The 20,717-nt window shown below is 71.5% G+C and carries 16 protein-coding genes and 1 pseudogene; 11 read left to right on the top strand and 6 right to left on the bottom strand.

All coding sequences use genetic code 11. The annotated features are described in order from the left end of the window. Positions 1 to 2: 2 nt before the first annotated feature. Positions 3 to 1,106, top strand: a pseudogene (locus tag ACIBEJ_RS08395) (MFS transporter); the annotation flags it as partial. An 89-nt stretch (positions 1,107 to 1,195) separates the two neighbouring features. After that, positions 1,196 to 1,474 carry a hypothetical protein gene (locus ACIBEJ_RS08390; protein WP_397181953.1) on the top strand — a complete coding sequence of 93 codons (279 nt, stop codon included), beginning with the start codon at positions 1,196 to 1,198 and terminating at the stop codon, positions 1,472 to 1,474. Between the two features lie 178 nt (positions 1,475 to 1,652). Here ACIBEJ_RS08390 and ACIBEJ_RS08385 read toward each other — a convergent pair whose 3' ends face one another. Further along, positions 1,653 to 2,315, bottom strand: a complete 663-nt coding sequence (locus tag ACIBEJ_RS08385; RefSeq protein WP_397181952.1) for a response regulator — start codon at positions 2,313 to 2,315, stop codon at positions 1,653 to 1,655. A gap of 113 nt (positions 2,316 to 2,428) precedes the next feature. On the opposite strand from ACIBEJ_RS08385, the gene ACIBEJ_RS08380 reads away from it, so the two are divergent. Beyond that, positions 2,429 to 3,706 (top strand): sensor histidine kinase, encoded by a 1,278-nt coding sequence (locus ACIBEJ_RS08380; protein WP_397181951.1) that lies wholly within the window; start codon positions 2,429 to 2,431, stop codon positions 3,704 to 3,706. Positions 3,707 to 3,878: 172 nt separating this feature from the next. Here the strand turns inward: ACIBEJ_RS08380 and ACIBEJ_RS08375 are convergent, their stop codons facing one another. After that, entirely contained in the window at positions 3,879 to 4,877 is a 999-nt protein-coding gene (locus tag ACIBEJ_RS08375) for a LacI family DNA-binding transcriptional regulator (RefSeq protein ID WP_397181950.1), read from the bottom strand. Between the two features lie 134 nt (positions 4,878 to 5,011). Here ACIBEJ_RS08375 and ACIBEJ_RS08370 point away from each other — a divergent pair, with 134 nt between their 5' ends. From ACIBEJ_RS08370 to ACIBEJ_RS08350, 5 genes are read left to right on the top strand one after another with little or no spacing between them, the layout of a single operon-like run. After that, complete coding sequence (locus ACIBEJ_RS08370) at positions 5,012 to 6,751, top strand: glycoside hydrolase family 13 protein (RefSeq protein ID WP_397181949.1); 1,740 nt, start codon at positions 5,012 to 5,014, stop codon at positions 6,749 to 6,751. Continuing rightward, a complete protein-coding gene (locus ACIBEJ_RS08365) occupies positions 6,748 to 8,067 on the top strand; it encodes an alpha/beta hydrolase (protein ID WP_397181948.1) in 1,320 nt (439 codons plus the stop codon). Before ACIBEJ_RS08370 ends, ACIBEJ_RS08365 begins: the two co-directional genes overlap by 4 nt. A 9-nt stretch (positions 8,068 to 8,076) precedes the next feature. Further along, positions 8,077 to 9,267, top strand: coding sequence for an extracellular solute-binding protein (locus ACIBEJ_RS08360; protein WP_397181947.1), 1,191 nt, complete (start codon positions 8,077 to 8,079; stop codon positions 9,265 to 9,267). Continuing rightward, on the top strand, positions 9,267 to 10,652 hold the full coding sequence (locus tag ACIBEJ_RS08355) for an ABC transporter permease subunit (RefSeq protein WP_397181946.1): 1,386 nt from the start codon (positions 9,267 to 9,269) through the stop codon (positions 10,650 to 10,652). The genes ACIBEJ_RS08360 and ACIBEJ_RS08355 overlap by 1 nt, the downstream gene beginning before the upstream one ends. Next, complete coding sequence (locus tag ACIBEJ_RS08350; protein ID WP_397181945.1) at positions 10,649 to 11,482, top strand: sugar ABC transporter permease; 834 nt, start codon at positions 10,649 to 10,651, stop codon at positions 11,480 to 11,482. The genes ACIBEJ_RS08355 and ACIBEJ_RS08350 overlap by 4 nt, the downstream gene beginning before the upstream one ends. A 95-nt stretch (positions 11,483 to 11,577) precedes the next feature. On the opposite strand, the gene ACIBEJ_RS08345 is transcribed toward ACIBEJ_RS08350, so the two are convergent. Next, complete coding sequence (locus ACIBEJ_RS08345; RefSeq protein WP_397181944.1) at positions 11,578 to 11,988, bottom strand: ATP-binding protein; 411 nt, start codon at positions 11,986 to 11,988, stop codon at positions 11,578 to 11,580. Positions 11,989 to 12,219: 231 nt separating this feature from the next. Here ACIBEJ_RS08345 and lexA point away from each other — a divergent pair, with 231 nt between their 5' ends. Beyond that, positions 12,220 to 12,885 (top strand): transcriptional repressor LexA, encoded by a 666-nt coding sequence (gene lexA, locus ACIBEJ_RS08340; protein ID WP_397181943.1) that lies wholly within the window; start codon positions 12,220 to 12,222, stop codon positions 12,883 to 12,885. Positions 12,886 to 12,977: 92 nt separating this feature from the next. Here lexA and add read toward each other — a convergent pair whose 3' ends face one another. Then, on the bottom strand, positions 12,978 to 13,904 hold the full coding sequence (gene add, locus ACIBEJ_RS08335; RefSeq protein ID WP_397181942.1) for an adenosine deaminase: 927 nt from the start codon (positions 13,902 to 13,904) through the stop codon (positions 12,978 to 12,980). A gap of 104 nt (positions 13,905 to 14,008) precedes the next feature. Between add and ACIBEJ_RS08330 the strand changes: the two genes are divergently transcribed. Then, the gene (locus ACIBEJ_RS08330) at positions 14,009 to 14,371 is read left to right on the top strand and encodes a metalloregulator ArsR/SmtB family transcription factor (RefSeq protein WP_397181941.1); all 363 of its coding nucleotides are present in this window, start codon (positions 14,009 to 14,011) and stop codon (positions 14,369 to 14,371) included. Then, complete coding sequence (locus ACIBEJ_RS08325) at positions 14,368 to 14,862, top strand: SRPBCC family protein (RefSeq protein ID WP_397181940.1); 495 nt, start codon at positions 14,368 to 14,370, stop codon at positions 14,860 to 14,862. Before ACIBEJ_RS08330 ends, ACIBEJ_RS08325 begins: the two co-directional genes overlap by 4 nt. A gap of 46 nt (positions 14,863 to 14,908) precedes the next feature. Here the strand turns inward: ACIBEJ_RS08325 and ACIBEJ_RS08320 are convergent, their stop codons facing one another. Both ACIBEJ_RS08320 and ACIBEJ_RS08315 read right to left on the bottom strand, forming a co-directional pair. Next, complete coding sequence (locus tag ACIBEJ_RS08320; RefSeq protein ID WP_397181939.1) at positions 14,909 to 16,585, bottom strand: cellulase family glycosylhydrolase; 1,677 nt, start codon at positions 16,583 to 16,585, stop codon at positions 14,909 to 14,911. Between the two features lie 27 nt (positions 16,586 to 16,612). After that, positions 16,613 to 20,476 carry a discoidin domain-containing protein gene (locus tag ACIBEJ_RS08315; protein WP_397181938.1) on the bottom strand — a complete coding sequence of 1,288 codons (3,864 nt, stop codon included), beginning with the start codon at positions 20,474 to 20,476 and terminating at the stop codon, positions 16,613 to 16,615. Positions 20,477 to 20,717: the final 241 nt, after the last annotated feature.

Below are 20,717 nucleotides of genomic sequence, written 5' to 3'. Positions count from 1 at the left end.
TCCTCTTCTACCCGGTCTACGCGGTCTACTTCACCGCGACCGGCCTTTCCTCCGCCGAGATCTCCTCGCTGTTCGCGATCTGGTCGGTCGCCGCGTTCGTGCTGGAGCTGCCCTCCAGCGTGTGGGCCGACCGCTTCTCCCGCAGGCGCCTGCTGGTGCTCGCGCCGCTGCTCATCTCGGCCGGGTTCGCGCTCTGGACGTTCGTGCCGTCGTACTGGGCCTTCGCCGCCGGGTTCGTGCTGTGGGGCGCGGGGGGCGCCATGCAGTCGGGCACGCTGCAGGCGCTGGTCTACGAGGAACTGGGCCGCCTGGGCCGGCCCGGCGACTACGCGCGGCTGATCGGCCGCTCGGAGGCGCTCGCCTCGGTCGCCGCCGTCGCGGCCTCCCTGCTGGCCGCGCCCGTGCTCGCCGCAGGTGGCTACCTCGCTGTCGGGCTGGCCAGCGTCGCGGTCGGCCTGCTGGGCGCGCTCGCCGGCCTGCTGCTGCCCGAGTCGCGCCCGCCCGCCGCCGCTCGTTCCGACGGGTCGTACCTGTCCGTCCTGCGCACCGGCCTTTCCGAGGTACGGCGGGCGCCGGTCGTGCGCCGGCTGCTGCTGATCCTCGCGGTGGTGACCGGGCTCGCCTCGCTCGACGAGTACCTGCCGCTCCTGGCCGCCTCCGGCGGGGCGGGCACGCCGGTGATCCCGCTGCTGGTCGGGCTGGTGATCGCGGGGACCGCGGCGGGCGGCTGGCTGGCCGGGCACGGAGCCCGGCTGCTGCCCCTGGTCCTGGCGGCCGGAGCACTGACCCTGGCCGGCGGCGCCACCCTGACCGGCCCGGGTGGGCTTGGGGGTGGGGCGGTTGGGCTGTGGGTGGGGTTCGTTGCCATCGCGGTGGCTTTCGCCGCCTTCTACTGGGCTGTCGCGGTGCTGGACGCGCGGCTCCAGGACACGATCGGCGACGAGGCGCGGGCGACCGTCACCTCGATCGCCGGGCTGGGCTCCGAGGTGGCGGCGCTCGGGGTGTTCGCCTACATCGGGTTCGGCGAGGGGTGGGCGCCGCTGTGGGCGCTGGTCGCGCTGGTTGCGGTGCCGTACCTGGGGATGGCGGTGGCGAGCCGGCGATGACCGGTTCTGGACAGCGGCGGTCAGGTCGGCGGCGGCGGTGGCGGGTAGGGATGCGGGCGTCCGTACCTCACCGCGGGAAAGGGCACTTCATGAACACCCTGGTCAAGCGGATCGTCGTCGTCCTCGCGGCGACGGTCCTCGCGGGCGCGGCAACCGTCACGCCGGCCTCGGCGGACGCGAACTACACCTGCACGAGCGGTACCCGGTTCCTCATGTCCGACCTGCTCGGCTACTACATCATCGCCTCGGGCTGCACCGGGTCGGGCACCGGCACGTACGGCACCATCACCATCCCCGCCGGCAGCTATTTCTGCCAGAACGTGAACCACCTGCCGTCACCCGACATCGTCAGCGGCCAGAACTGCTGAGCGCATACCGCGGAAGGCCGACCCCTGTACCGCCGAAGTCGCAGGGAAAGTTCGGCCTTCCGCGGTATGGGAGGTGAGGTGATCTCCTCCTAGCCTGACGGGGTGAACGCTCGGCACCGAAGACCGCCCGCGTCGATGGCCCGGCGGCCCGCACGGGGGCGGGGCCGTCTGCCGCCGGTCACTGGCGCCGGGGCGCCACCAGCCCGCACTCGTAGGCGAAGGCCACCGCCTGGGCCCGGCTGGACAGCCCCAGCTTGGCCATCGCCCGGTTGAGGTGGGTCTTGACGGTGGCCTCGCTCACGACCAGCCGCGTGGCGATCTCGCCGTTGGACAGCGCCCGGCCCACGAGCGTGAGCACCTCGGTCTCGCGGCCGGTGAGCGGCGCCAGGTCGGGGATGGGCGCGGCGGCGTCCTGCTCGGGCTGGAAGGTCTCGATGAGGCGCTGGATGAGACCGGGGGACAGGAGGCTGTCACCGGCGGCCACGGTCCGGATGGCGGCCAGCAGCCGCTCCGGCTGGGTCTCCTTCAGCAGGAAGCCGCACGCGCCCGCGCGCAGCGCCTGGTAGACGTACTCGTCGATGTCGAAGGTGGTCAGGATGAGCACTTGGGGCGGCGGCTGCTCCGCGGCGGCCAGGATCTGCCGGGTCGCGCTGATGCCGTCGGAGACGGGCATGCGGATGTCCATGAGGATGACGTCGGGCCGGGTCGAGGCGGCCAGCGCCACCGCCTCCTCGCCGTCGCTCGCCTCGCCGACGACCTCGAGACCGGGCGCGGCGCGGATGAGTGCGGCCAGACCGGCGCGGATCAGGACCTGATCGTCGGCGACCAGCACCTTGATCATATGAGTGTCACCAGCCAGTCGTCCGGCACGGGCCTTCGAGGTCTTCCAGCAGAGCGTGATCTTCCAGCAAAGCCTGACATGTCGGCACAGCACGAGCAAGCCGAACGGTAACGATGCCCCCCGAACCCCCTCCCGCGACCCTCGCCGCCCACGTCAGAAAGGCCGCGGAACTCATCGCCGGCAAGCCCCCCGCGCCCGCCCTCAGGAAGGCCCCGGCGCGCATCACCGTGGACGGCGCCGCCCTCCTCAGAGACCGCCCCACGCTCGTCGACGGCCTGGTCGCCACGGCGCTGACCTGGGGCTCCTGGGCGTGGCCCGTGCTCGACCCGCACCCGCTCGACCGCCCGCCGGACGCCTTCGCGCTCCTGCTCTGCGCGCTGGCCAACATGCCGCTCACCTGGCGCAGGCGGCGGCCGGTCCCGGTGCTGGCGATCTCCTGCGCCGCCGCGTTCGCCTATCACGCCATGGGCTTCCACTACGGGGCGAACTCGATGGGCCCGCTGCTCGCGCTGTACTCCGTTGTCGTCCACCACTCCCGCCGCGCCGCCGTGCCCGCGGGCCTGCTCGTGCTGGCCGAGTGGATCTACGCCAACGCCCTGCCCGGGCGGGCCCTTCCCGCGGTCTGGTACTCCCTCGTCGTCATCGGCTGGACCGTCGCGTTCGCGTTCGGCATGCGCACGCTCAAGGTCCGCAACGCCCAGCTCGCCGACCTGGCCGACCAGTTGCGCAGGGAGAAGGCGGTGGCGGCCAGGCAGGCGGTCACCGAGGAGCGGGTGCGCATCGCGCGGGAACTGCACGACGTCGTGGCCCACCACATGTCGGTCGTCTCCGTCCAGGCGGGCCTCGGCCACTACGTCATCCGCTCCGACCCGGACACCGCCGAGGACACGCTGCGCACCATCGCCGAGACCAGCGGCGAGGCGCTGGCCGAGATGCGCCGCATGCTGACGGTGCTGCGCATCGAGCTGGACGACGGTACGGCGGAGCCGTACTGCGCGGCGCCGAGCCTCGATCACCTCGACGGCCTGGTGCAACGCGTGCGGGCGGCGGGAGTCGAGACGGCGGTGCGTGCCGGCGGCGAGCGGCGGGCGCTCTCCTCGGGCATGAGCCTGTGCGTCTACCGCGTCATCCAGGAGGCGCTCACCAACGTCATCAAGCACGCGCCGGGCTCGCGGGCCGAGGTGTCGCTGCTGTACTCGGGCGAGACGCTGACCGTGAGCGTGCGCAACGACGGCCGCCCCGGCGCCCCGCCTCCCGGGCCGGACGGGCACGGGCTGATCGGGATGACCGAGCGGGTCAGGCTCTACCACGGCTCGCTCAGCGCGGGACCGCTGCTGACCGGCGGCTTCGTGGTGCGCGCCACGTTCCCGCTGACCGCGGGCGAGGACTGAGATCAAGGCCCGTGAAGGCGCCGGCGCGATCAAAGCCCGTGAAGGCGCGGGCGAGGTCAGGGCCCGTGAAGGCGGGGGCGAGGTCAGGGCCCGTGAAGTCGCGGGTGAGGTCAGGGCCCGTGCAGGCGCGGGCGTCGGTTGAGGTCAGAGAGGGCGCGGGGGAGAGCCAAGGTCAGGCGGGTGGGCCGGTGGAGGCACGGGCGACGAGGGCGGGCGGGAAGACGTGGTCGACGTGGGGCGTGTGGTAGCCCTGCAGGCGTTCCCAGAGCGCGGTGGCCACGGCCGCGGCCATCTGCTCGACCGGCTGGCGGACCGTGGTCAGCGGCGGGTCGCTGTGCGCGGCCAGGTAGGTGTCGTCGTAGCCGACCACCGACAGCCCGCCCGGCACCGGCAGCCCCGCCTGCCGGGCGGCGGCCAGCACGCCCAGCGCCATGAGGTCGCTGCCGGCCACGACCGCGGTGGCGCCCGCCTCGATCAGGCGCAGCCCGGCGGCGTGCCCGCCGGTGAGTGAGTAGTCGGTCTCGGCGTACAGGGCGTCGTCCACGGAGCCGAACCAGCGGCGCATCTCCCGCCCGTAGCCGCGCAGCCGGTTCTGGGACGGACGCAGGTAGCCCTGGCCGCCCGCCAGGCCGATGCGGGTGTGGCCGAGCGCGCGCAGGTGGGAGACGGCCATGGCGGCCCCGGCGGCCTCGTCGGTGGTGACGGTCGAGACCGGCAGGTCCTGCACGTGCCCGCCGACCAGCACCATCGGCACCTGCTGCTGGTGGAGCTGCCAGTAGAAGCCGTGGTCGGCCGAGGGGTTGGCGTGCCGTCCGGAGACCAGGACGAGGCCCTGGATGCGCTGCCTGACCAGGGAGGCGATGTAGTCCAGCTCGGTCGGCCCCTGCTTGGTGGAACTGCCGATCAGCGCGGTGACGCCGTACCCGCCGAGCTTGGTCTCGATGGCGCCGGCCAGCAGCGGGAAGACGGGGTTGTCCAGCTCGGGCACGATGATGCCGACGAACGGCTGCGAGACCGGCGCGGGCGCGACCATGCCCTGCTCGCGCATAGCCTGCAGCACCCGGGTACGGGTCTCCTCCGCCACCCCGGGACGGTCGTTGAGCACGCGGCTGACCGTCGCCGCGCTGACGCCGACGCGCTTGGCGATCGTGCGTACCGACAGTCGTGCCACGGGGACTCCAGAAACCGTTGAAACATGTTGCGCGACGTTGCCGCACCTGAACGGGGCTGCTTAGGCTCCTGACCATCAAAGCAGGTAAAGGGAGCGTTAACAGCATGGTCCAGCCGGAAACACTTTGCAACACAGTGGCACACCACGACGGTTCGCCGCTGTATGTCTCCGATCCGTCGCCGGGACTGGGCGAGCGGGTCGAGGTGTTCGCCCGCACGGCCGCCACGCTGGGCGTCCGGCGCGTCTTCGTCCGTAGCGCGCCCGACGGCGAGCCGATGTTCACCGAGGCGATGGCCGACCGCGTCACGCCCGCCGAGACCTGGTGGCGGGCCACGCTCCAGGTGGTCAACCCCGAGTGCGGCTACCGCTTCCTGCTCCATACCGACGCCGGGCCGCTGTGGCTGAACGCCGCGGGCCTGTCGCGCACCGAGGTCACCGACGCCGCCGACTTCACCCTCACCGCCTACCCGCCGCCGCCCGCCTGGGCCGCCGACGCGGTGATCTACCAGATCTTCCCCGACCGGTTCGCGCGTTCCGGGCGTCCGCGCGGCCCCCTCCCGTCGTGGGCCCGCCCCGCCGAGTGGGACGAGCCCATCCCGTACGGCAGGCCGCACGCCCTCCAGCAGCTCTACGGCGGCGACCTGTGGGGCGTGGCCGAACGCCTCGGCCACATCGAGGCCCTGGGCGCCAACCTCCTCTACCTGACCCCGTTCTTCCCCGCCCGCTCCAACCACCGCTACGACGCCAGCACCTTCGACCACGTCGACCCGCTGCTCGGCGGCGACGAGGCACTGAAGGCGCTCACGGAACAGGCGCACGCCCGCGGCCTGCGCGTCATCGGCGACATCACGCTCAACCACTCCGGCGACGCCCACGACTGGTTCGTGAAGGCCCAGGCCGACCACTCCAGCCAGGAGCGGGACTTCTACTACTTCGACGGCGCCGACTACGCCACCTTCGCCGGGGTGAAGACCCTGCCCAAGTTCGACCACCGCTCGGCCGAGCTGCGCCGCCGCCTGGACGCCGTGATCGCCCGCTACCCCGCGGAGTTCGGCCTGGACGGCTGGCGCGTCGACGTCGCCCAGTCGGCCGGCCGCCACGGCGCGGTCGAGCTGAACGCCCAGGTCGCCACCGCCACCAGGGCGGCGCTCGGCGAGGGCAGGCTGCTGCTGGCCGAGAACCAGTTCGACGCCGCGCCCGCGCTGCGCGGCGACGGCTGGCACGGGACCATGGCCTACGCCGGCTTCGCCCGCCCGGTGTGGTCGTGGCTGGCGAAGGAACGTTCCACGGAGTTCTGGGGCACGCCGGGACCCATCCCCGGCTACGGCGGCCACGACCTGGCAGCCGTGATGCGCGCCCACGCCGCCCGCCTGCCGTGGCGCTCGCACACGCACAACCTCACGCTGCTCGGCTCGCACGACACCGCCCGCTTCCGCTCGATCGCCGGCCGCGACCACCAGCACCTGGGCGCCGCGCTGCTGTTCACGCTGCCCGGCCTGCCCATGGTCTTCGCCGGCGACGAGGTCGGCGTCGAGGGCGTGCACCTGGAGGACGGCCGCCGCCCGTTCCCCTGGGACCCGGCCGCGCAGGACCACGCCACCCACCGGCTCTACCGCGAGCTGATCGCGCTGCGCCGCGGCAGCGAGGCCCTGCGGCACGGCGGGCTGCGCTGGCTGCGCGCCGAGCGGGACGTGGTGCTCTTCGAGCGGGCCGCGCCGGGACAGACGCTGCTGATCCAGGTCAGCAGGAACGCCCACGCCCCGATGCCCGCGCCCGCCGCCCTCGCCGGCCTGCTCGGCGCCCCCGACCTCGCACCCGGCGCGCCCATGCCCGCCGACGGGCCCGCCTTTCACATCTGGGAGACCGCACGATGATCGAGACCCTGGCCGGCGTACGCTCGCGGGCGCTGGGCAACTCCCGCGACGTCTTCGTCTACCTGCCGCCCGGCTACGATCCGGCGGCGGGGCCGTACCCCGTGGTGGTGTTGCAGGACGGGCAGCACGTGTTCGCCGGAGCGGGCCTGCGCCCGAGCTGGCGGGTGGACGAGACGCTCGACGACCTGATCGGGCGCGGGCTGCTGCCGCCGCTGGTCGCCGTGGGCGTCTCGAACGCCGGTGACCAGCGCGGCAACGAGTACTCGCACGTGGCGCCCTACCCGCGCGACCCGGAGGGCGTCTGCAGGGGCGAGCTGTATGAGGAGTTCCTGGTCGAGGAGCTGCTGCCGGCGCTGCGCGAGCGCTACGCGGTGACCGGCGACCCGGCCGCCACCGCGGTGATGGGCTCGTCGATGGGCGGCCTGGTCAGCTACCACCTGGCCTTCCGGCGGCCGGAGGTGTTCGGGCTGGCCGCGGTGCTCTCGCCGTTCCTGGTCTTCGTTGACCCGGGCACGCTTGAGGAGACGTCCGTCCACCGGCGCTTCGCCTCGCGCGGCCCGCGCCGGATCTGGATGGACATCGGCGGCATGGAGGGCCTGATCATGGTCAGGCCGGTGCGCGAGCTCGTCGAGCACCTCCTCGACCTCGGCTACGCGCCCGACGACGAGCTGCGCTACCTGCACGAGCCGTCCGCGCCGCACCACGAGGACGCCTGGGCCGCCCGCGCGGGCAGCGCCCTGCTCCATCTGTTCGGTACGGCCGGGCCGCCCGTCCTGCTGTCGGGGACGGGCGGCGAGACCGCCACCGGCCAGGACCTCGACGTCGCGCCCCTGGCCGAACGCGCCGACGGCTGCGTGTACTCCGCGCTCGGCGCGCGGGTGACCTGGCGGCCCGCCGGCCCGCTCAAGAGCGTCGGCCACGCCCTGCTCCAGGGCGTCGAGGCCGGCGAGGCGCAGGTCGTCGCCACGGCCGGCGACCTGGAGGCGGGCGAGCGGGTCACGGTCGTCGACGGCGCCCCCGACGCGCTGCTCGACGTCACGGTCGTGGTCCCGCTCGACACCCCCGACGACTCGCCCGTCTACTTCTCCGGCCTGGTCACCACCAAGGTCGCGCCCGGCGTCCACCACGGCGCCTGGCGGCTGCCGCGCGGCGTCGGCCTGAACGGCGCCGTCGGGCGCGGCTGGCGCCGCGACGGCCTCGACGCCGACGGCTTTCCCATCAGAACCCCCCTGAGGCACGACGCGGACCGGCGCGTGTGGGTACGCGTCGCGGGCTGGAGCGATCCGGCCCAGGACGACCCGCACGCCGGATCCTGAGGAGCGACCATGCGCAAGCTCACCGCACTCGCGGCCACCGCCCTGCTCGTGGCGGGCTGCGCCGCCGAGAAGGCCGCCGCCCCGCCCACCCCCACGCTCACCGTCTGGGCCGACGACAGCCGCGCCGCCCCGCTGCGGGGGATCGCCGCGACGTTCGAGAAGGACCGCGGCGTCAAGGTCAAGATCGTGCAGAAGGCCATGGGCAACCTGCGCGACGACTTCGTCTCCCAGGCGCCCTCGGGACAGGGACCCGACGTCATCGTCGGCCCGCACGACTGGCTGGGGAAGCTGGTGCAGAACGGCGTCGTGGCCCCGCTCGACCTGTCGGCCAAGGCGGCGCTGTTCTCCAAGGCCGCCATGGAGGCCATGACCTACGACGGGCAGACGTACGGCCTGCCGTACGCGATCGAGAGCGTGGCCGTGCTGCGCAACACCAAGCTCGTCCCCACCGCGCCCGCCACCTTCGGCGACCTGGTGGCAACGGGTGAGGCGCTGGTGAAGGCGGGCAGGGCCGAGTACCCGGTCGGGCTGCCCGTCGACCCCAAGGCGGGCTCGCCCTTCCACCTGTACGCGCTGCAGACCTCGTTCGGCTCGCAGGTGTTCGGCGCGGACGGCAAGCTGGAGATCGACAACCCGGGCGGGCTCAGGTTCGCCTCCTACCTGCGGAAACTGGCCGAGGACAAGGTCGTCTCGACGTCGCTGACCGGCGACATCGCGACCAGCGCCTTCGTCAAGGGACAGACACCGTTCCTGGTCACCGGGCCGTGGGACGCGCCCGCGCTGGCCAAGGCGGGCGTGCCGTTCGCCGTGGACCCGGTGCCGCCGGCGGGCAAGGAGAAGGCGCGGCCGTTCGCGGGCGTGCAGGGCTTCTTCGTCAGCGCCAAGAGTGCCGCGCCGATCCTGGCCAACGACTTCCTCCTCAACTACCTGGCCACCCCGCAGGCGCAGAAGGCGCTGCACGAGGCGGGCGGCCGGCCGCCGGCGATGACCTCGGTGCGCGAGGAACTGGCCGGCGACCCAGTCCTGGCCGGGTTCGCCGCGGCCGCCGCCGACGGCGTGCCGACGCCGAACGTGCCCCAGATGGACGCCGTCTGGGCCGACTGGGGACTGTCCCAGCTCGCGATCATCACCGGCCGGGGCGAGCCCGCCGAGCTGACCAGGAAGGCCGCGGAGCGCATCCGCGCGAAGATCGGGTCCTGATGCGCGCGCTCCGCTTCCTTCCGCTGGCCGTCGCCGACGCCCTGGCCGTCTACGGGCTGGTGGCGCTCGGCGGGCAGCGCTCGTGGTGGATGTTCGCGCTGCTGCTGGCCGGCACGGTGGCCGTCAACGCCGTCTACCTCAGCAGGCGCGCGGTCCCGGCCAAGTACCTGGCGCCGGGCGTCGTGCTGCTGCTGATCTACCAGGTGTACGTGGTGCTCTACACCGGCTACGCCGCCTTCACCAACTACGGCGACGGCCACAACGCCACCAAGTCCGACGCGGTCGCGGCGATCCTGGCCGCCAGCGAGGTCAAGACCGGCGAGAGCCGGCCGATCCGGGTGGCGGAGAAGGACGGCGAGCTGGGCTTCGGGCAGGGGCCCGGCTGGCGGGCGCTGCCGTACGCGGAGATCGTGGCCAGGCAGGCGGAGATCGTCAGGCTGCGGGTCCCGGCCGAGGGCGGCGTGCTGAAGACCGCCGACGGCGTCACCGCCGCCCTCTACCGGCCCGCCCTCACCTACGACGCCGCCGCCGACGCCATCACCGACACGGCGGGCACCGTCTACCGCGACGCCGGCCGCGGCGCCTTCACCTCGGCCGACGGCCGCTCGCTGAGGCCCGGCTGGAAGGTCTTCGTCGGCACGGAGAACTTCACCAGCGTGCTCACCAACGCCGAGATCCGCGGGCCGTTCCTGGGCGTGCTGGTCTGGACGTTCGTCTTCGCCGCGCTGTCGGTCGCGCTCAGCTTCGGCTTCGGGCTGGTGCTCGCGCTGATCCTGGACGGCTACCGCGTCTACCGCTCGCTGCTGGTCTTCCCCTACGCCTTCCCCGCGTTCATGGCGGCGCTGCTGTGGCAGGGGCTGCTCAACACCGACCACGGCTTCGTCAACGAGGTGCTGCTGGGCGGCACCGCCGTGCCGTGGCTGTCCGACCCCTGGCTGGCGAAACTGAGCGTGCTGGCGGTCAACGTGTGGATCGGGTTCCCGTACATGTTCCTCATCTGCACCGGGGCGCTGCAGGCGGTGCCACGCCAGCTCGCCGAGGCGGCCCAGGTCGACGGGGCCGGTCCGTGGCGGGTCCTGGCGTCGGTACGGCTGCCGCTCCTGCTGGCCTCGACCGCGCCCGCGCTGGTGGCCACGTTCGCGTTCAACTTCAACAACTTCAACGTCATCTACATGCTCACCGGCGGCGGGCCACGCGACGCCCAGGCGCCGATCGACGTCGGCTCGACGGACCTGCTGATCTCGCTGGTCTACAAGCTGGCCTTCGGCGGCACCTCGCGCGACTACGGCCTGGCCTGCGCGGTCTCGATCCTGATCTTCGCGGTGATCGCGGCGGTGTCGCTGGCCGGGTTCCGGCGGGCCAGGCGGCTGGAAGCGGCGGCATGAGGCTCTGGAGACACCTGGTCGGCGTGCTGGCCGCGGTGGTCGCGCTGTTCCCGCTGGTGTTCGTGCTGGCCGCCTCGCTCAACCCGAGCGGCACGCTGACCGGCTCGAACGACCTGTTCGCCGAGGTCACCTGGCAGCACTACGCGACGCTGTTCACCGACGCGCTGCACCCCTTCCCCCGGTGGGTCGTGAACTCGCTGGTGATCGGGGTGTCGACCGCGGCCGGATCGGTGTTCCTGGGGGCGTGCGCCGCCTACGCCTTCTCCCGATTCCGCTTCCGCGGGCGCGAGGCCGGGCTGGTCGGCCTGGTCTTCGTCCAGATGTTCCCGCAGGTGCTGGCCTATGTCGCGATCTTCCTGCTGCTGTCGGCGTTCAAGGAGGTGTTCCCGCCGCTGGGACTGGGCAGCACGCTCGGCCTGATCATGGTCTACCTGGGCGGCGCGCTCGGCGTGAACACCTACCTCATGAAGGGGTTCTTCGACTCCATCCCCCGGGAACTGGACGAGTCCGCGCAGATGGACGGCGCCTCGCACGCGCAGGTCTTCTTCCTGATCCTGCTGCCGCTCGTGCGGCCCATCCTGGTCGTCGTCGCGCTGTTCTCGTTCGTGGCCACGATGAACGACTTCGTCATCGCCGGCCTCGTCCTGACCGACCCCGACCAGCAGACGCTCGCCGTAGGACTCTACGGGCTCGTCTCCTACCAGCTCGGGCAGAGCTGGGGCGTCTTCGCCGCCGGGGCCCTCATCGGGGCGCTGCCGGTGCTGATCCTGTTCCAGTTCCTCCAGCGCTACATCGTCGGCGGCCTGACCAGCGGCGCCGTGAAAGCCTGAGCCGCCGCGCTCAGTAGGGGAGCTTGCGCCCCGACGGGGTGCGCAGATCCTGGTCCTGGCGCGGCGGGCGGGGCCGTGGCTTGGGGAGCGTGATCTTACGCATCGTGCTCTCCGGCCACGGGCAGCTCGAACCAGACGGCCTTGCCCTCGCCGGTGCGCACGAAGCCCCAGCAGCAGGCGAGCGCGTCCAGGAGGAACAGGCCACGGTGGCCCTCCGCGTGGACGGCGGGCTCGTGCCAGGCGGGCGGCTGGGCGCTGGTGTCCTCGACCTCGCAGCGCAGCAGGCCGTCGATGAGCCAGACGGTGAGGGTGACCGGGCCCGGCGCGTACCGCAGGGCGTTGGTCACCAGCTCGCTGACCAGCAGCACGCTGGTGTCGGTGTCGTGGAAGCCCCACCTGTTGAGGTAGCCGGCCGTGTGGCGTCGCGCCTCGGCGGCCGCGCGGAAGTGGGACGGCAGAGACCATGACGCGATCGTGGCCCCCTCGGGGGCGGTCAGCGTCTCCATGCCGCACCGCTCAGACTGCTCGGCCGGGCGGGAAGAGGGTAGTGCTGGCACATGGCACTTCCTAATGGTCTAGGTGCTCCCGCACCTGCGGCACGGGATCCGTCACCGGACTTGGGGAGGCATCGGTGCTCATCTCGACAGACTAAAAACCGGACATACCTCCACCATGTGCACCATGCACAGCTCACCGTTTTTGATCAGTGCGTTGTGTCGAACGGCGGCGCCCCTAGCATGTCCCTGGTGACCACCTACGACGACGACGCCTTCGAGTATCTGGACGTTTTCGCCCTCCCGCAGCGCCAGCAGCACATCCTGGCCACGATCCGGGATTGGGCGCTCAGGTACGGCTACCCGCCCAGCGCCCGCGAGATCGGCCGGGCGGTCGGGCTGCGCTCGTCCTCGTCGGTGTCCAAGCACCTGCGGAGCCTGGAGGACAAGGGGTTCCTGCGCCGGAGCACGTCGACGACGCGGCCCATCGACCTGCGGCTGTTCCTGCGCGGTGCGGTGCCGGAGCGGGACGGCTCCCTGGTGAGCGTGCCGCTGGTCGGCGACATCGCCGCGGGCACGCCCATCCCGGCCGACCAGCACGTGGAGGACACCCTGACCCTGCCGCGCGACCTCGTCGGCCGTGGCACCGTGTTCGGCCTGCGGGTCAGGGGCGACTCGATGATCGACGCGGCGATCTGCGACGGCGACCTGGTCGTGGTACGGCAGCAGCCCGAGGCGCACACCGGCCAGATCGTGGCCGCGATGATCGACGGCGAGGCCACGGTCAAGGTGTTCAGGCGGCGTGGCGGGCACGTCTACCTCGAACCGCGCAACCCCGCCTACGACGTCATCGACGGGGACGACGCCGTGGTGCTGGGCATCGTGGTGAGCGTCCTGCGCAACCTCTGACCGCCCCGACCGCGCTGAGCGCGTTGAGCGTTCTAAGGACCTGAGCGCATTGAGCGCCCCTGAGGCTTTGAGCGGCCTGAGTGCGTGCGTGGTCAGAAGGCGGCGGCGCCGGCGTGGGCCTCCGCCTGCTGTTCCTGCTGCTCGTCCCAGCCCGCCGTGCGGCGCAGGCGGGCGAACTCCCGCTCCAGGGTGGTGCCGGAGGTGGTGCGGGCGTCGGTGCTGATCGTCACCGCGAGGCCCCGCGCCAGCAGGCGGGTCGCGGGATGCGCGGCGAGACCGGCCACGGCGCCGGTCTGCACGTTGCTGGTCGGGCACATCTCCAGCGCGATGCCGTCGGCGCGCAGCCGTTCGAGAAGGGCGTCGTCCTCGGCGCACCGCACGCCGTGCCCGATACGGCGGGCCCCCAGTACGTCGATCGCCTCCCACACCGCCTCGGGACCGGCGGCCTCACCCGCGTGGACCGTGCACGGCAGCCCCGCCCGGTGCGCGAGGTCGAAGGCGGCCCGGTGCGGCGCGGCCGGGTACAGGCGCTCGTCACCGGCCAGGTCGAGGCCGCCGACCACGTCGCGCCGCCGCACCGCCGCCTCGGCCACGGCCAGGCTCTCCTCCGGGCTCTGGTGCCGCAGGCAGCACAGCAGCAGCACCGTGCGCACGCCGGTCGTGGCGCGGCCGTCGGCCAGGCCCTCGGCCACCGCCGTGACCGCCTCGTCGATCGTCATGCCCTGCCGGCCGTGAAGTTGCGGCGCGAAGCGGGCCTCGCCGTGGACGACGCCGTCCGCGCTCCAGTCCTCGACCAGCTCGCGGGCCGCCCGGCGCAGGGCGTCCGGGGTCTGCAGGACTCGCAGCGGCAGGTCGAAGTAGGTGAGGTAGCGGGTCAGGCTGCCGCAGTCTTCCGGCGCGGTCACCAGATTCCGCACTGGGCGGTCCAGGACGATGCCCTCGCTCCTGGCCAGCTCGGCGACCGTTTCTGGGCGCAGCGAGCCGTCCAGGTGGCAGTGCAACTCGTGGCGCGGCTTCATGGGCGGACCTCCCGGGCGCAGGCGGAGAAGCGTATGCGCGCGAAGCCCCGCTCGTCCACCAGACGCATGGCCTAACGTGTAACCAGTGTGTTACGCTTCCTGGCGTGGATGAGGTGGCAGGCGCGATCGCCGACCCGGTGCGGAGAGAGATTCTGGTCATGCTGCGCGAAGGACGGCTGTCCGCCGGCCAGATCGCCGGTCGTTTCCGGATCAGCAGGCCCGCCGTGAGCCGCCACCTGCGCGTGCTCAGGGAGGGCGGGCTGGTCCACGACGAGCTCGTCGGCAGGCGGCGCCTCTACGAACTCGACACCCGCCGGCTCCACGAGCTGGCCGAATGGCTTGGCCAGTTCGCCGGGCGGCCCGCTTGGGAGCAACGCCTGGACGCACTGGAGACAGAGGTTTACCGAACCCGCCGCGAGCACCGCACCAGCGGCGCGGCAGAAGAGGTCAAGGAGGACACCGCATGACAATCCGCCCCACCGCACGACTTTTGCGCGCCGACGGGGGAGACGATCTCGTGCTCACCCGCACCTTCCGCGCGCCCATCGAGGACGTGTGGGCCAGCGTCACCGAGTCCGAGCGCACCGCCCGCTGGTTCGGCCCGTGGGAGGGTGACGCGGGGCCGGGCCGTACGATCAAGGTGCAGTTGGTCTTCGAGGACCAGTCCCCGTGGATGGACATGCGCATCGACGCCTGCGAGGCGCCGCGGCGCCTGTCGGTCTCCGCCACCGACGAGCACGGCGAGTGGCGGATCGACCTGCTGCTGTCGGAGGACGGCGGCACCACGCTGCTGGAGTTCGTGCAGCACATGGACACCCTGGACGGCCTCGCCGACATCGGCCCCGGCTGGGAGTACTACCTGGACATGCTCGTGGCCGCCCGCGAGGGGAGCGCCAAGCCGGACTTCGACGACTACTACCCGGCGATGAAGCCCTATTTCGACGACCTGAGCGGCTGACGATCGAGAGCGGCCCCGCCCGCGGTGCGCGGGCGGGGCCGTTCCGTCAGAAGTCGTCAGGCGTACGGACCCGCTCGCGGATCCACACCCCCGCCTCCTTCAGCCGGCTCGTTCCGGTGAACGGGCCGTTCGGGCACGTGCCGCCGGTGAAGACGGCGCCGGACAGGCCGTCGTCGGAGTAGTTCCAGTTGACCCAGCTGATCTTCTTCTGTGCCATCAGGTCGAGGTACTGCCCCGCCATCCCGAAGTTGTTGCCGCCGCCGCCCGAGGCGGTCTGGGTGCCGAACTCGGTGACGAACATCGGGATCCGGTCGGCCGCCCTGGACAGGGTGTTCAGGTAGTTGCTGCCGTGCGAGGCGGCGTAGAAGTGGAAGGTGTACATGATGTTGGTCGCGTTGACCGGGTTGGAGATCACCTCGGTCTCGCCGGCCCCGTCGGAGACGCCGAGCGAGGACCAGGCGCGGGTGCCGACGAGGATGGGCGTGTCGGGGTCGTTGGCGCGGATCACCGGGATGAGATGCTCGGCGTAGCTCTTGACCGTGGCCCAGGAGACGCCGTTGGGCTCGTTGGCGATCTCGTAGAACAGGTTCTTCTTGTTGTTGTGCCGCTGGGCGATCTCGGTGAAGAACGTCTTGGCCCTGGCCAGGTTGTACATCGGGTCGCCCGGCGTGAGCATGTGCCAGTCGACGATGGCGTACATGCCGCGGGCCGTGGCCTGCTCGATGAGGTTGTGAACACGGTCGGTGAACAGGCGCGGGTTGGTCTCGTAGCCGTCCTCCTGGATGTACATGGAGATCCGCAGGACGTCGGCCTTCCAGTCGGTGGCCAGGGCGTCGAGCGAGGCGGTGTTGAGGCACTGGGAGTACCACTGCAGGCCGTGCGAGCTCATCCCGCGGAGCTGGATCTGCTTGCCGTTCTCGTTGCAGAGCTTGACCCCGCAGACCCTGAGCTGCCCGTTGGCCTCGACGGGGGTGCCGCCGCCGGTGGGCGGCTGGGTGGTGGCGGTGACCGCGTTGCTCGCCGGTGAGACGTTGCCCGCCGCGTCGCGCGCCCTGACCGTGTAGGTGTAGCTCGTGTTCGCGGTCAGTCCGGTGTCGGTGAAGGTCGTGCCGGTGGCGGTGTTGACGAGTGTGCTGCCCCGGTAGACGTCGTAGCCGCTGACGCCCACGTTGTCGGTCGAGGCGTTCCAGGCCAGGGAGACGCTGCTGGAGGTGGTGGCGGTGGAGCGGAGGTTGCCGGGCGTGCTCGGCGGGGTCGTGTCGCCGCCCGACGAGGTCCGCACGTCGAACTCCCAGAGGGAGTAGCCGTAGGGGGTGCCGCGCTGCGTGCCGTACATGCGGATGTAGCGCCCGCTGCCGGACACGGACAGTTGGTCGGTGCCGCCGTCGCCGGTGGTGGTGGAGTAGACGTCGGTCCAGGTGGAGCCGTCCGGCGAGGTCTGGATTTTGTAGGACTTGGCGTAGGCCGCCTCCCAGGTGAGCGTGACCCCGCTGATCGTGCTGGTGGTGCCCAGGTCGAGCCGGATCCACTGCGGGTCGGCGCCCTCCGCCGAGGCCCAGCGGGTCGCGGCGTCGCCGTCGACCGCCAGGGAAGCCTCGAATCCGGCGCCCTCGACGGAGGAGGAGGTCGCCGTCACGGCGAGCGCCTGGGTCGGCGATGTGATCAGGAAGGTGAGGGGGAGGGCCAGCGCCGCGGCTAAGGCGGCGAGTGTCCGTGGTCTCATGATGGCGTTCGTCCTTCGGGTGGGGGGTTACGGCGTGACCGGGATGTTGGTCAGGCCGGTGCGTGCGTTGCTGACGGTGTTGGAGGCGTGGACGACGTTCGGGTCGCTGCCGCACTTGGAGGTGGAGGAGACGTAGATGGCGTACCTGCCGGTGCCACCCAGGTCGGAGCGGTTGCCGCGCCAGACGTTCCCGCAGCCGTTGGCGAACGACGGCGTCGTGGACGGGTTGTGCGTCTCGTAGCCGTTGGCGAAGGTGCCGGGCGCGGCGAACGTGCCGGTGTTGTCCTCGATCACGTAGCCGGTGCCCTTCACGTCGATCCAGGAGTCGGCGGAGTTCTGGCCGGAGATGCCGGTGCCGTTGAAGGAGTTGCCGCGGATGACGCCGTCGGCGGTGCCCTCCTTGACGTCGATGTGCTCGGCGGCGATGCCGGGCCCGAAGTCGTTGTCCAGCACCTTGACCCGGTCGGAGCGGTCGGCGCCGCCGGAGTTGCCGTGGCAGCCCCAGTTGGACCCGGCCGAGCCGATGTAGACGCCCTCGCCGTAGCCCTGCTGCACCAGGCCCGCGTGGGTGATCCTGGAGTTCTGGATCACGCCGTCGGAGGAGGAGCGCCGGAAGTGCACGCCTTCCTCGTCGGTGTGGTGGACGTACACGCCGTCGATGGTCACGTGGTGGGAGTCGTCGAGGACGATGCCCTTCTTGGAGTCCTTGACGGTGAAACCGCTCAGTTTCCAGTACGGCGCGCCGGACAGCCACAGTCCGTACCCGGAGTCCCATCCGCCGCCGGGAGCGGGGCACGACGGGGCGGTCCCCGACGGGCCGTCGTTGACCAGGACGGCGTCGGCGGGGCCGGTCAGCGTGATGGGGGCGGCGGCGGTCCCGGCCTTCTGGGTGAGGAACGCCCCTCGGTACTCACCCCCGGCCAGCCGGATGGTCTGGCCGGGCTGGGCGTTGGCCAGGGCGCTGATGAGTTGGGCCGAGGTGGAGACGTCCACGATCGGGCCGCCGCCGCCCGGCTGGGTGGTGGCGGTGACCGGGCCGCTGGCGGGCGAGACGTTGCCGGCGGCGTCGCGGGCTCTGACGGTGTAGGTGTAGCCGGTGTTGGGGGTCAGGCCGGTGTCGGTGAAGGTCGTGCCGGTGGCGGTGTTGACGAGTGTGCTGCCTCGGTAGACGTCGTAGCCGGTGACGGCGACGTTGTCGGTGGCGGCGTTCCAGGCCAGGGAGACGCTGCTGGAGGTGGTGGCGGTGGAGCGGAGATTGGCCGGGGTGCTGGGTGGTGTCGTGTCGCCGCTCGCCTGGGTGCCGTAGACCTCGAACTCCCAGAGGGAGTAGCCGTAGGTGGTGCCTCGGGCGGTGCCGTGCATGCGGATGTGGCGTCCGCTGCCGGACAGGCCGGTGAGGTCGTCGGTGGCGCCGTTGCCGGTGGTGGTGGCGTAGAGGTCGGTCCAGGTGGTGCCGTTGGGCGAGGTCTGGATTTTGTAGGACTTGGCGTAGGCGGCTTCCCAGTTCAGCTTCACGCGGGAGATGGCCGCGGTGGTCCCGAGGTCGATCGAGATCCATTCGGGGTCGCGACCTTCTGCGCTGGCCCAGCGGGTGGTGGTGCTGCCGTCCACCGCCTTGGCGGCCTCGAACCCGGCGCCTTCGATGGAGGAGGCGGTGGCGGGTCTGCCCTGGGAGAGCAGGGTTTCCGTGCTGCTCTGCTGGGTGGTGGCCGTCACCGGGCTGCTGGCGGGGGAGGTGTTGCCTGCTGCGTCGCGGGCTCTGACGGTGTAGGTGTAGCCGGTGTTGGGGGTCAGTCCGGTGTCGGTGAAGGTCGTCCCGCTGGTGGTGTTGACCAGCGTGGTCCCCCGGTAGACGTCGTAGCCGGTCACTGCGACGTTGTCGGTCGAGGCGTTCCAGGCCAGGGAGACGCTGCTGGAGGTGGTGGCGGTGGAGCGCAGGTTGCCGGGCGCGCTCGGCGGGACCGTGTCCTCGCCGCCGCCCTGGCTCTTCAGGAACAGCGAGCCCGAGGCGTCCGTCCGCGAGGCGTTCACGCCCGAGCCGGTGAAGTCGGCGCTCTCGTTGCCCGCCCAGTCGGCGATGGTCGTCCCGTTGAGCGCCAGGTGCTGGAACTTCGTCGCGTCCGCCGCCGAACTGCCAAACTGGTAGAGCCGCTGCCGGTCCGGATAATAGCTCTGGTACGGCCCGCCCTCCGTCGTCTGCTTGCTCAGCTCGTTGTTGTAGACCACGTTCTGCGGCCCGCTCGAACCCGACCACTTGGCCGCCTTCGGCCCAGCGGCCCACCAGATCGGCCACCACGTCGAGTCGTCCGGCCCGCCGCCGCCCTCGTCGCCGCAGTTCGTGCGGCAGTTCTTCGAGGCGTGCTCGAACGGCACGCGCACCTTGTTGTTCTCGAACAGGTTGCGCCGCTCCCAGCCGCCGTGCACGTTCAGGTCGGAGTCGAAGTCGTTGCCGATCGCCACGTTGTTCGAGGCCGACCACTGGAAGGTGAAGTGGCGCAGGTTGCGCGAAGTGTTGTAGGCGTACAGGGAGTCCCAGACGCGCGAGCCGCGGAAGTAGCCGTTGCCGCCCTTGCCCTTGTTCCACGAGCCGTCGAAGCTCGACTCCTGGACCTGGACGTTCTTGGCGCTCTCGGTGACGACCGCGTGCGAACCGGTCATCTGGGTGCCGACCCGCCTGATCCAGACGTTGGCCGCCCACTTGAGCACGATGCCGTGCTGGGCGTACTCGGGCGCCATGTTCCCGTAGTTGAAGCGGGCGTCGGCCGGGTCGAGGTCGTACGTGCCGCCGCCCAGCTTGGGCATGCCCGCCATGTCCTGGGTGAGGGTCAGGTCCTCGATGCCGACGCCCTGCACGACCTTCAGCGGGGTGACCCGGCTCGGGTAGACGGTCCCGCCGATCGCGGAGGAGCCGTCGGAGGTGGAGTTCACCGGCAGGTCGTACTCCAGCGGCTTGTCGATCGTGAGGTTCCTGCCCGCGCTGTCCACGGCGCTGATCTGGAAGATCTGCTGGCGCATGTGCAGGTTCATGTACTTCGAGGTGTCGGTCACCGTCTGCTGCTGGTAGAACTTCACGCTGTTGGCGGCGCCGACCCACAGGTGCGCGCCGGCCTTGAAGCGGGCCATGTCGGCGTTGGTGGCCAGCCTGATCTGCGTCTCGCCGGCGGCCGAGGCGGCGCGCAGCGGCACCCCGGCCGCCCAGTGCTGGTTGACGCTGCCCTCGAAGATGTCCTTCCTGTTGGCGGGGGCCGAGGAGTGGTCGCTCGCGTACCTGGTGTGGACCTCGCGGGTCTGCACGCGCAGCAGCCCGCGTCCCGGCCAGGTCCAGCCGCCCTTGCCCGCGCCGTGGGTGGCGCCGTCCTCGTCCCAGTCGCTGCCGTCCTCGGTCAGCGTGTCGTAGCGGGTGTTCGTGTCCGGGCGGAAGGCGAGGACCGTCTGTCCCATGCCCGCGCCCTTGAGCACCAGGTAGTCGGCGTCCAGGCCGAGTTGCCTGGTGACGACGAACCGTCCGGCCGGCAGCGTGATCGACGACAGCTTCGTGTATCCGGCGCTCGGGGTGCACGTGGTCCTGATGGCGTCGATCGCCGCCTGCAGGCCCGTGGTGGCGTCGCTTCCGTCGGGGCGTACGCCGTACTGGGAGGCCAGTTCCTGTGGGGTGATGTGGCAGGCCGCGTCCGGGTTCATGGCGCCGGACCCGGGCAGGGCGGCGCCGCCGCGGAAGCCCGCCTTGCTCCAGTCGGGCAGGCCGGAGATGGGCGCCCGCCGGTTGGCGCTGGTCAGGTCGGGGATGGCCGCAGCGGTGGCCTGTGCGGCCTGGGCGGGCAGCGCCGGAAGCGGCAACGCGGCGAGTGCGAACAGCGCCGCGGCCGTCGAGAGACGGCGTCGTAAGGACATCAGTGGGCTCCTGACAGTATCTCGGGGGGTGAGAAGTCCGGTCGCGCAACCGATAGTTAAGAAATATTCCTAACTATTGCGGGAGCGTAAGAGGCGGTGGCGGCAGATGCAAGCCCTTCCTTTACTGAAAGTCAGGCTGCGCGCCTCTCCGTGTTCACATACTTGAACAGCGATTTTCCGGTCAAACTGTCAGAACGGCTCCGAGCTGGGAGTTAGTAAAATTTATTAACTAAAGAAATTT

Source organism: Nonomuraea sp. NPDC050790, from assembly GCF_044456745.1.
GTDB lineage: Bacteria > Actinomycetota > Actinomycetes > Streptosporangiales > Streptosporangiaceae > Nonomuraea.
Note: the sequence above shows the minus strand (reverse complement) of the source record. Positions and strands in the feature narration are given on the sequence as shown.

Coding starts and splice junctions, on each gene's coding strand:
- ACIBEJ_RS08325 (WP_397181940.1), top strand. CDS start 14,368: ATGACAATCCGCCCCACCGCACGACTTTTGCGCGCCGACGGGGGAGAC.
- ACIBEJ_RS08360 (WP_397181947.1), top strand. CDS start 8,077: ATGCGCAAGCTCACCGCACTCGCGGCCACCGCCCTGCTCGTGGCGGGC.
- lexA (WP_397181943.1), top strand. CDS start 12,220: ATGTCCCTGGTGACCACCTACGACGACGACGCCTTCGAGTATCTGGAC.
- ACIBEJ_RS08355 (WP_397181946.1), top strand. CDS start 9,267: ATGCGCGCGCTCCGCTTCCTTCCGCTGGCCGTCGCCGACGCCCTGGCC.
- ACIBEJ_RS08315 (WP_397181938.1), bottom strand. CDS start 20,476: ATGTCCTTACGACGCCGTCTCTCGACGGCCGCGGCGCTGTTCGCACTC.
- ACIBEJ_RS08380 (WP_397181951.1), top strand. CDS start 2,429: ATGCCCCCCGAACCCCCTCCCGCGACCCTCGCCGCCCACGTCAGAAAG.
- add (WP_397181942.1), bottom strand. CDS start 13,904: ATGAAGCCGCGCCACGAGTTGCACTGCCACCTGGACGGCTCGCTGCGC.
- ACIBEJ_RS08390 (WP_397181953.1), top strand. CDS start 1,196: ATGAACACCCTGGTCAAGCGGATCGTCGTCGTCCTCGCGGCGACGGTC.
- ACIBEJ_RS08350 (WP_397181945.1), top strand. CDS start 10,649: ATGAGGCTCTGGAGACACCTGGTCGGCGTGCTGGCCGCGGTGGTCGCG.
- ACIBEJ_RS08385 (WP_397181952.1), bottom strand. CDS start 2,315: ATGATCAAGGTGCTGGTCGCCGACGATCAGGTCCTGATCCGCGCCGGT.
- ACIBEJ_RS08345 (WP_397181944.1), bottom strand. CDS start 11,988: ATGGAGACGCTGACCGCCCCCGAGGGGGCCACGATCGCGTCATGGTCT.
- ACIBEJ_RS08365 (WP_397181948.1), top strand. CDS start 6,748: ATGATCGAGACCCTGGCCGGCGTACGCTCGCGGGCGCTGGGCAACTCC.
- ACIBEJ_RS08320 (WP_397181939.1), bottom strand. CDS start 16,585: ATGAGACCACGGACACTCGCCGCCTTAGCCGCGGCGCTGGCCCTCCCC.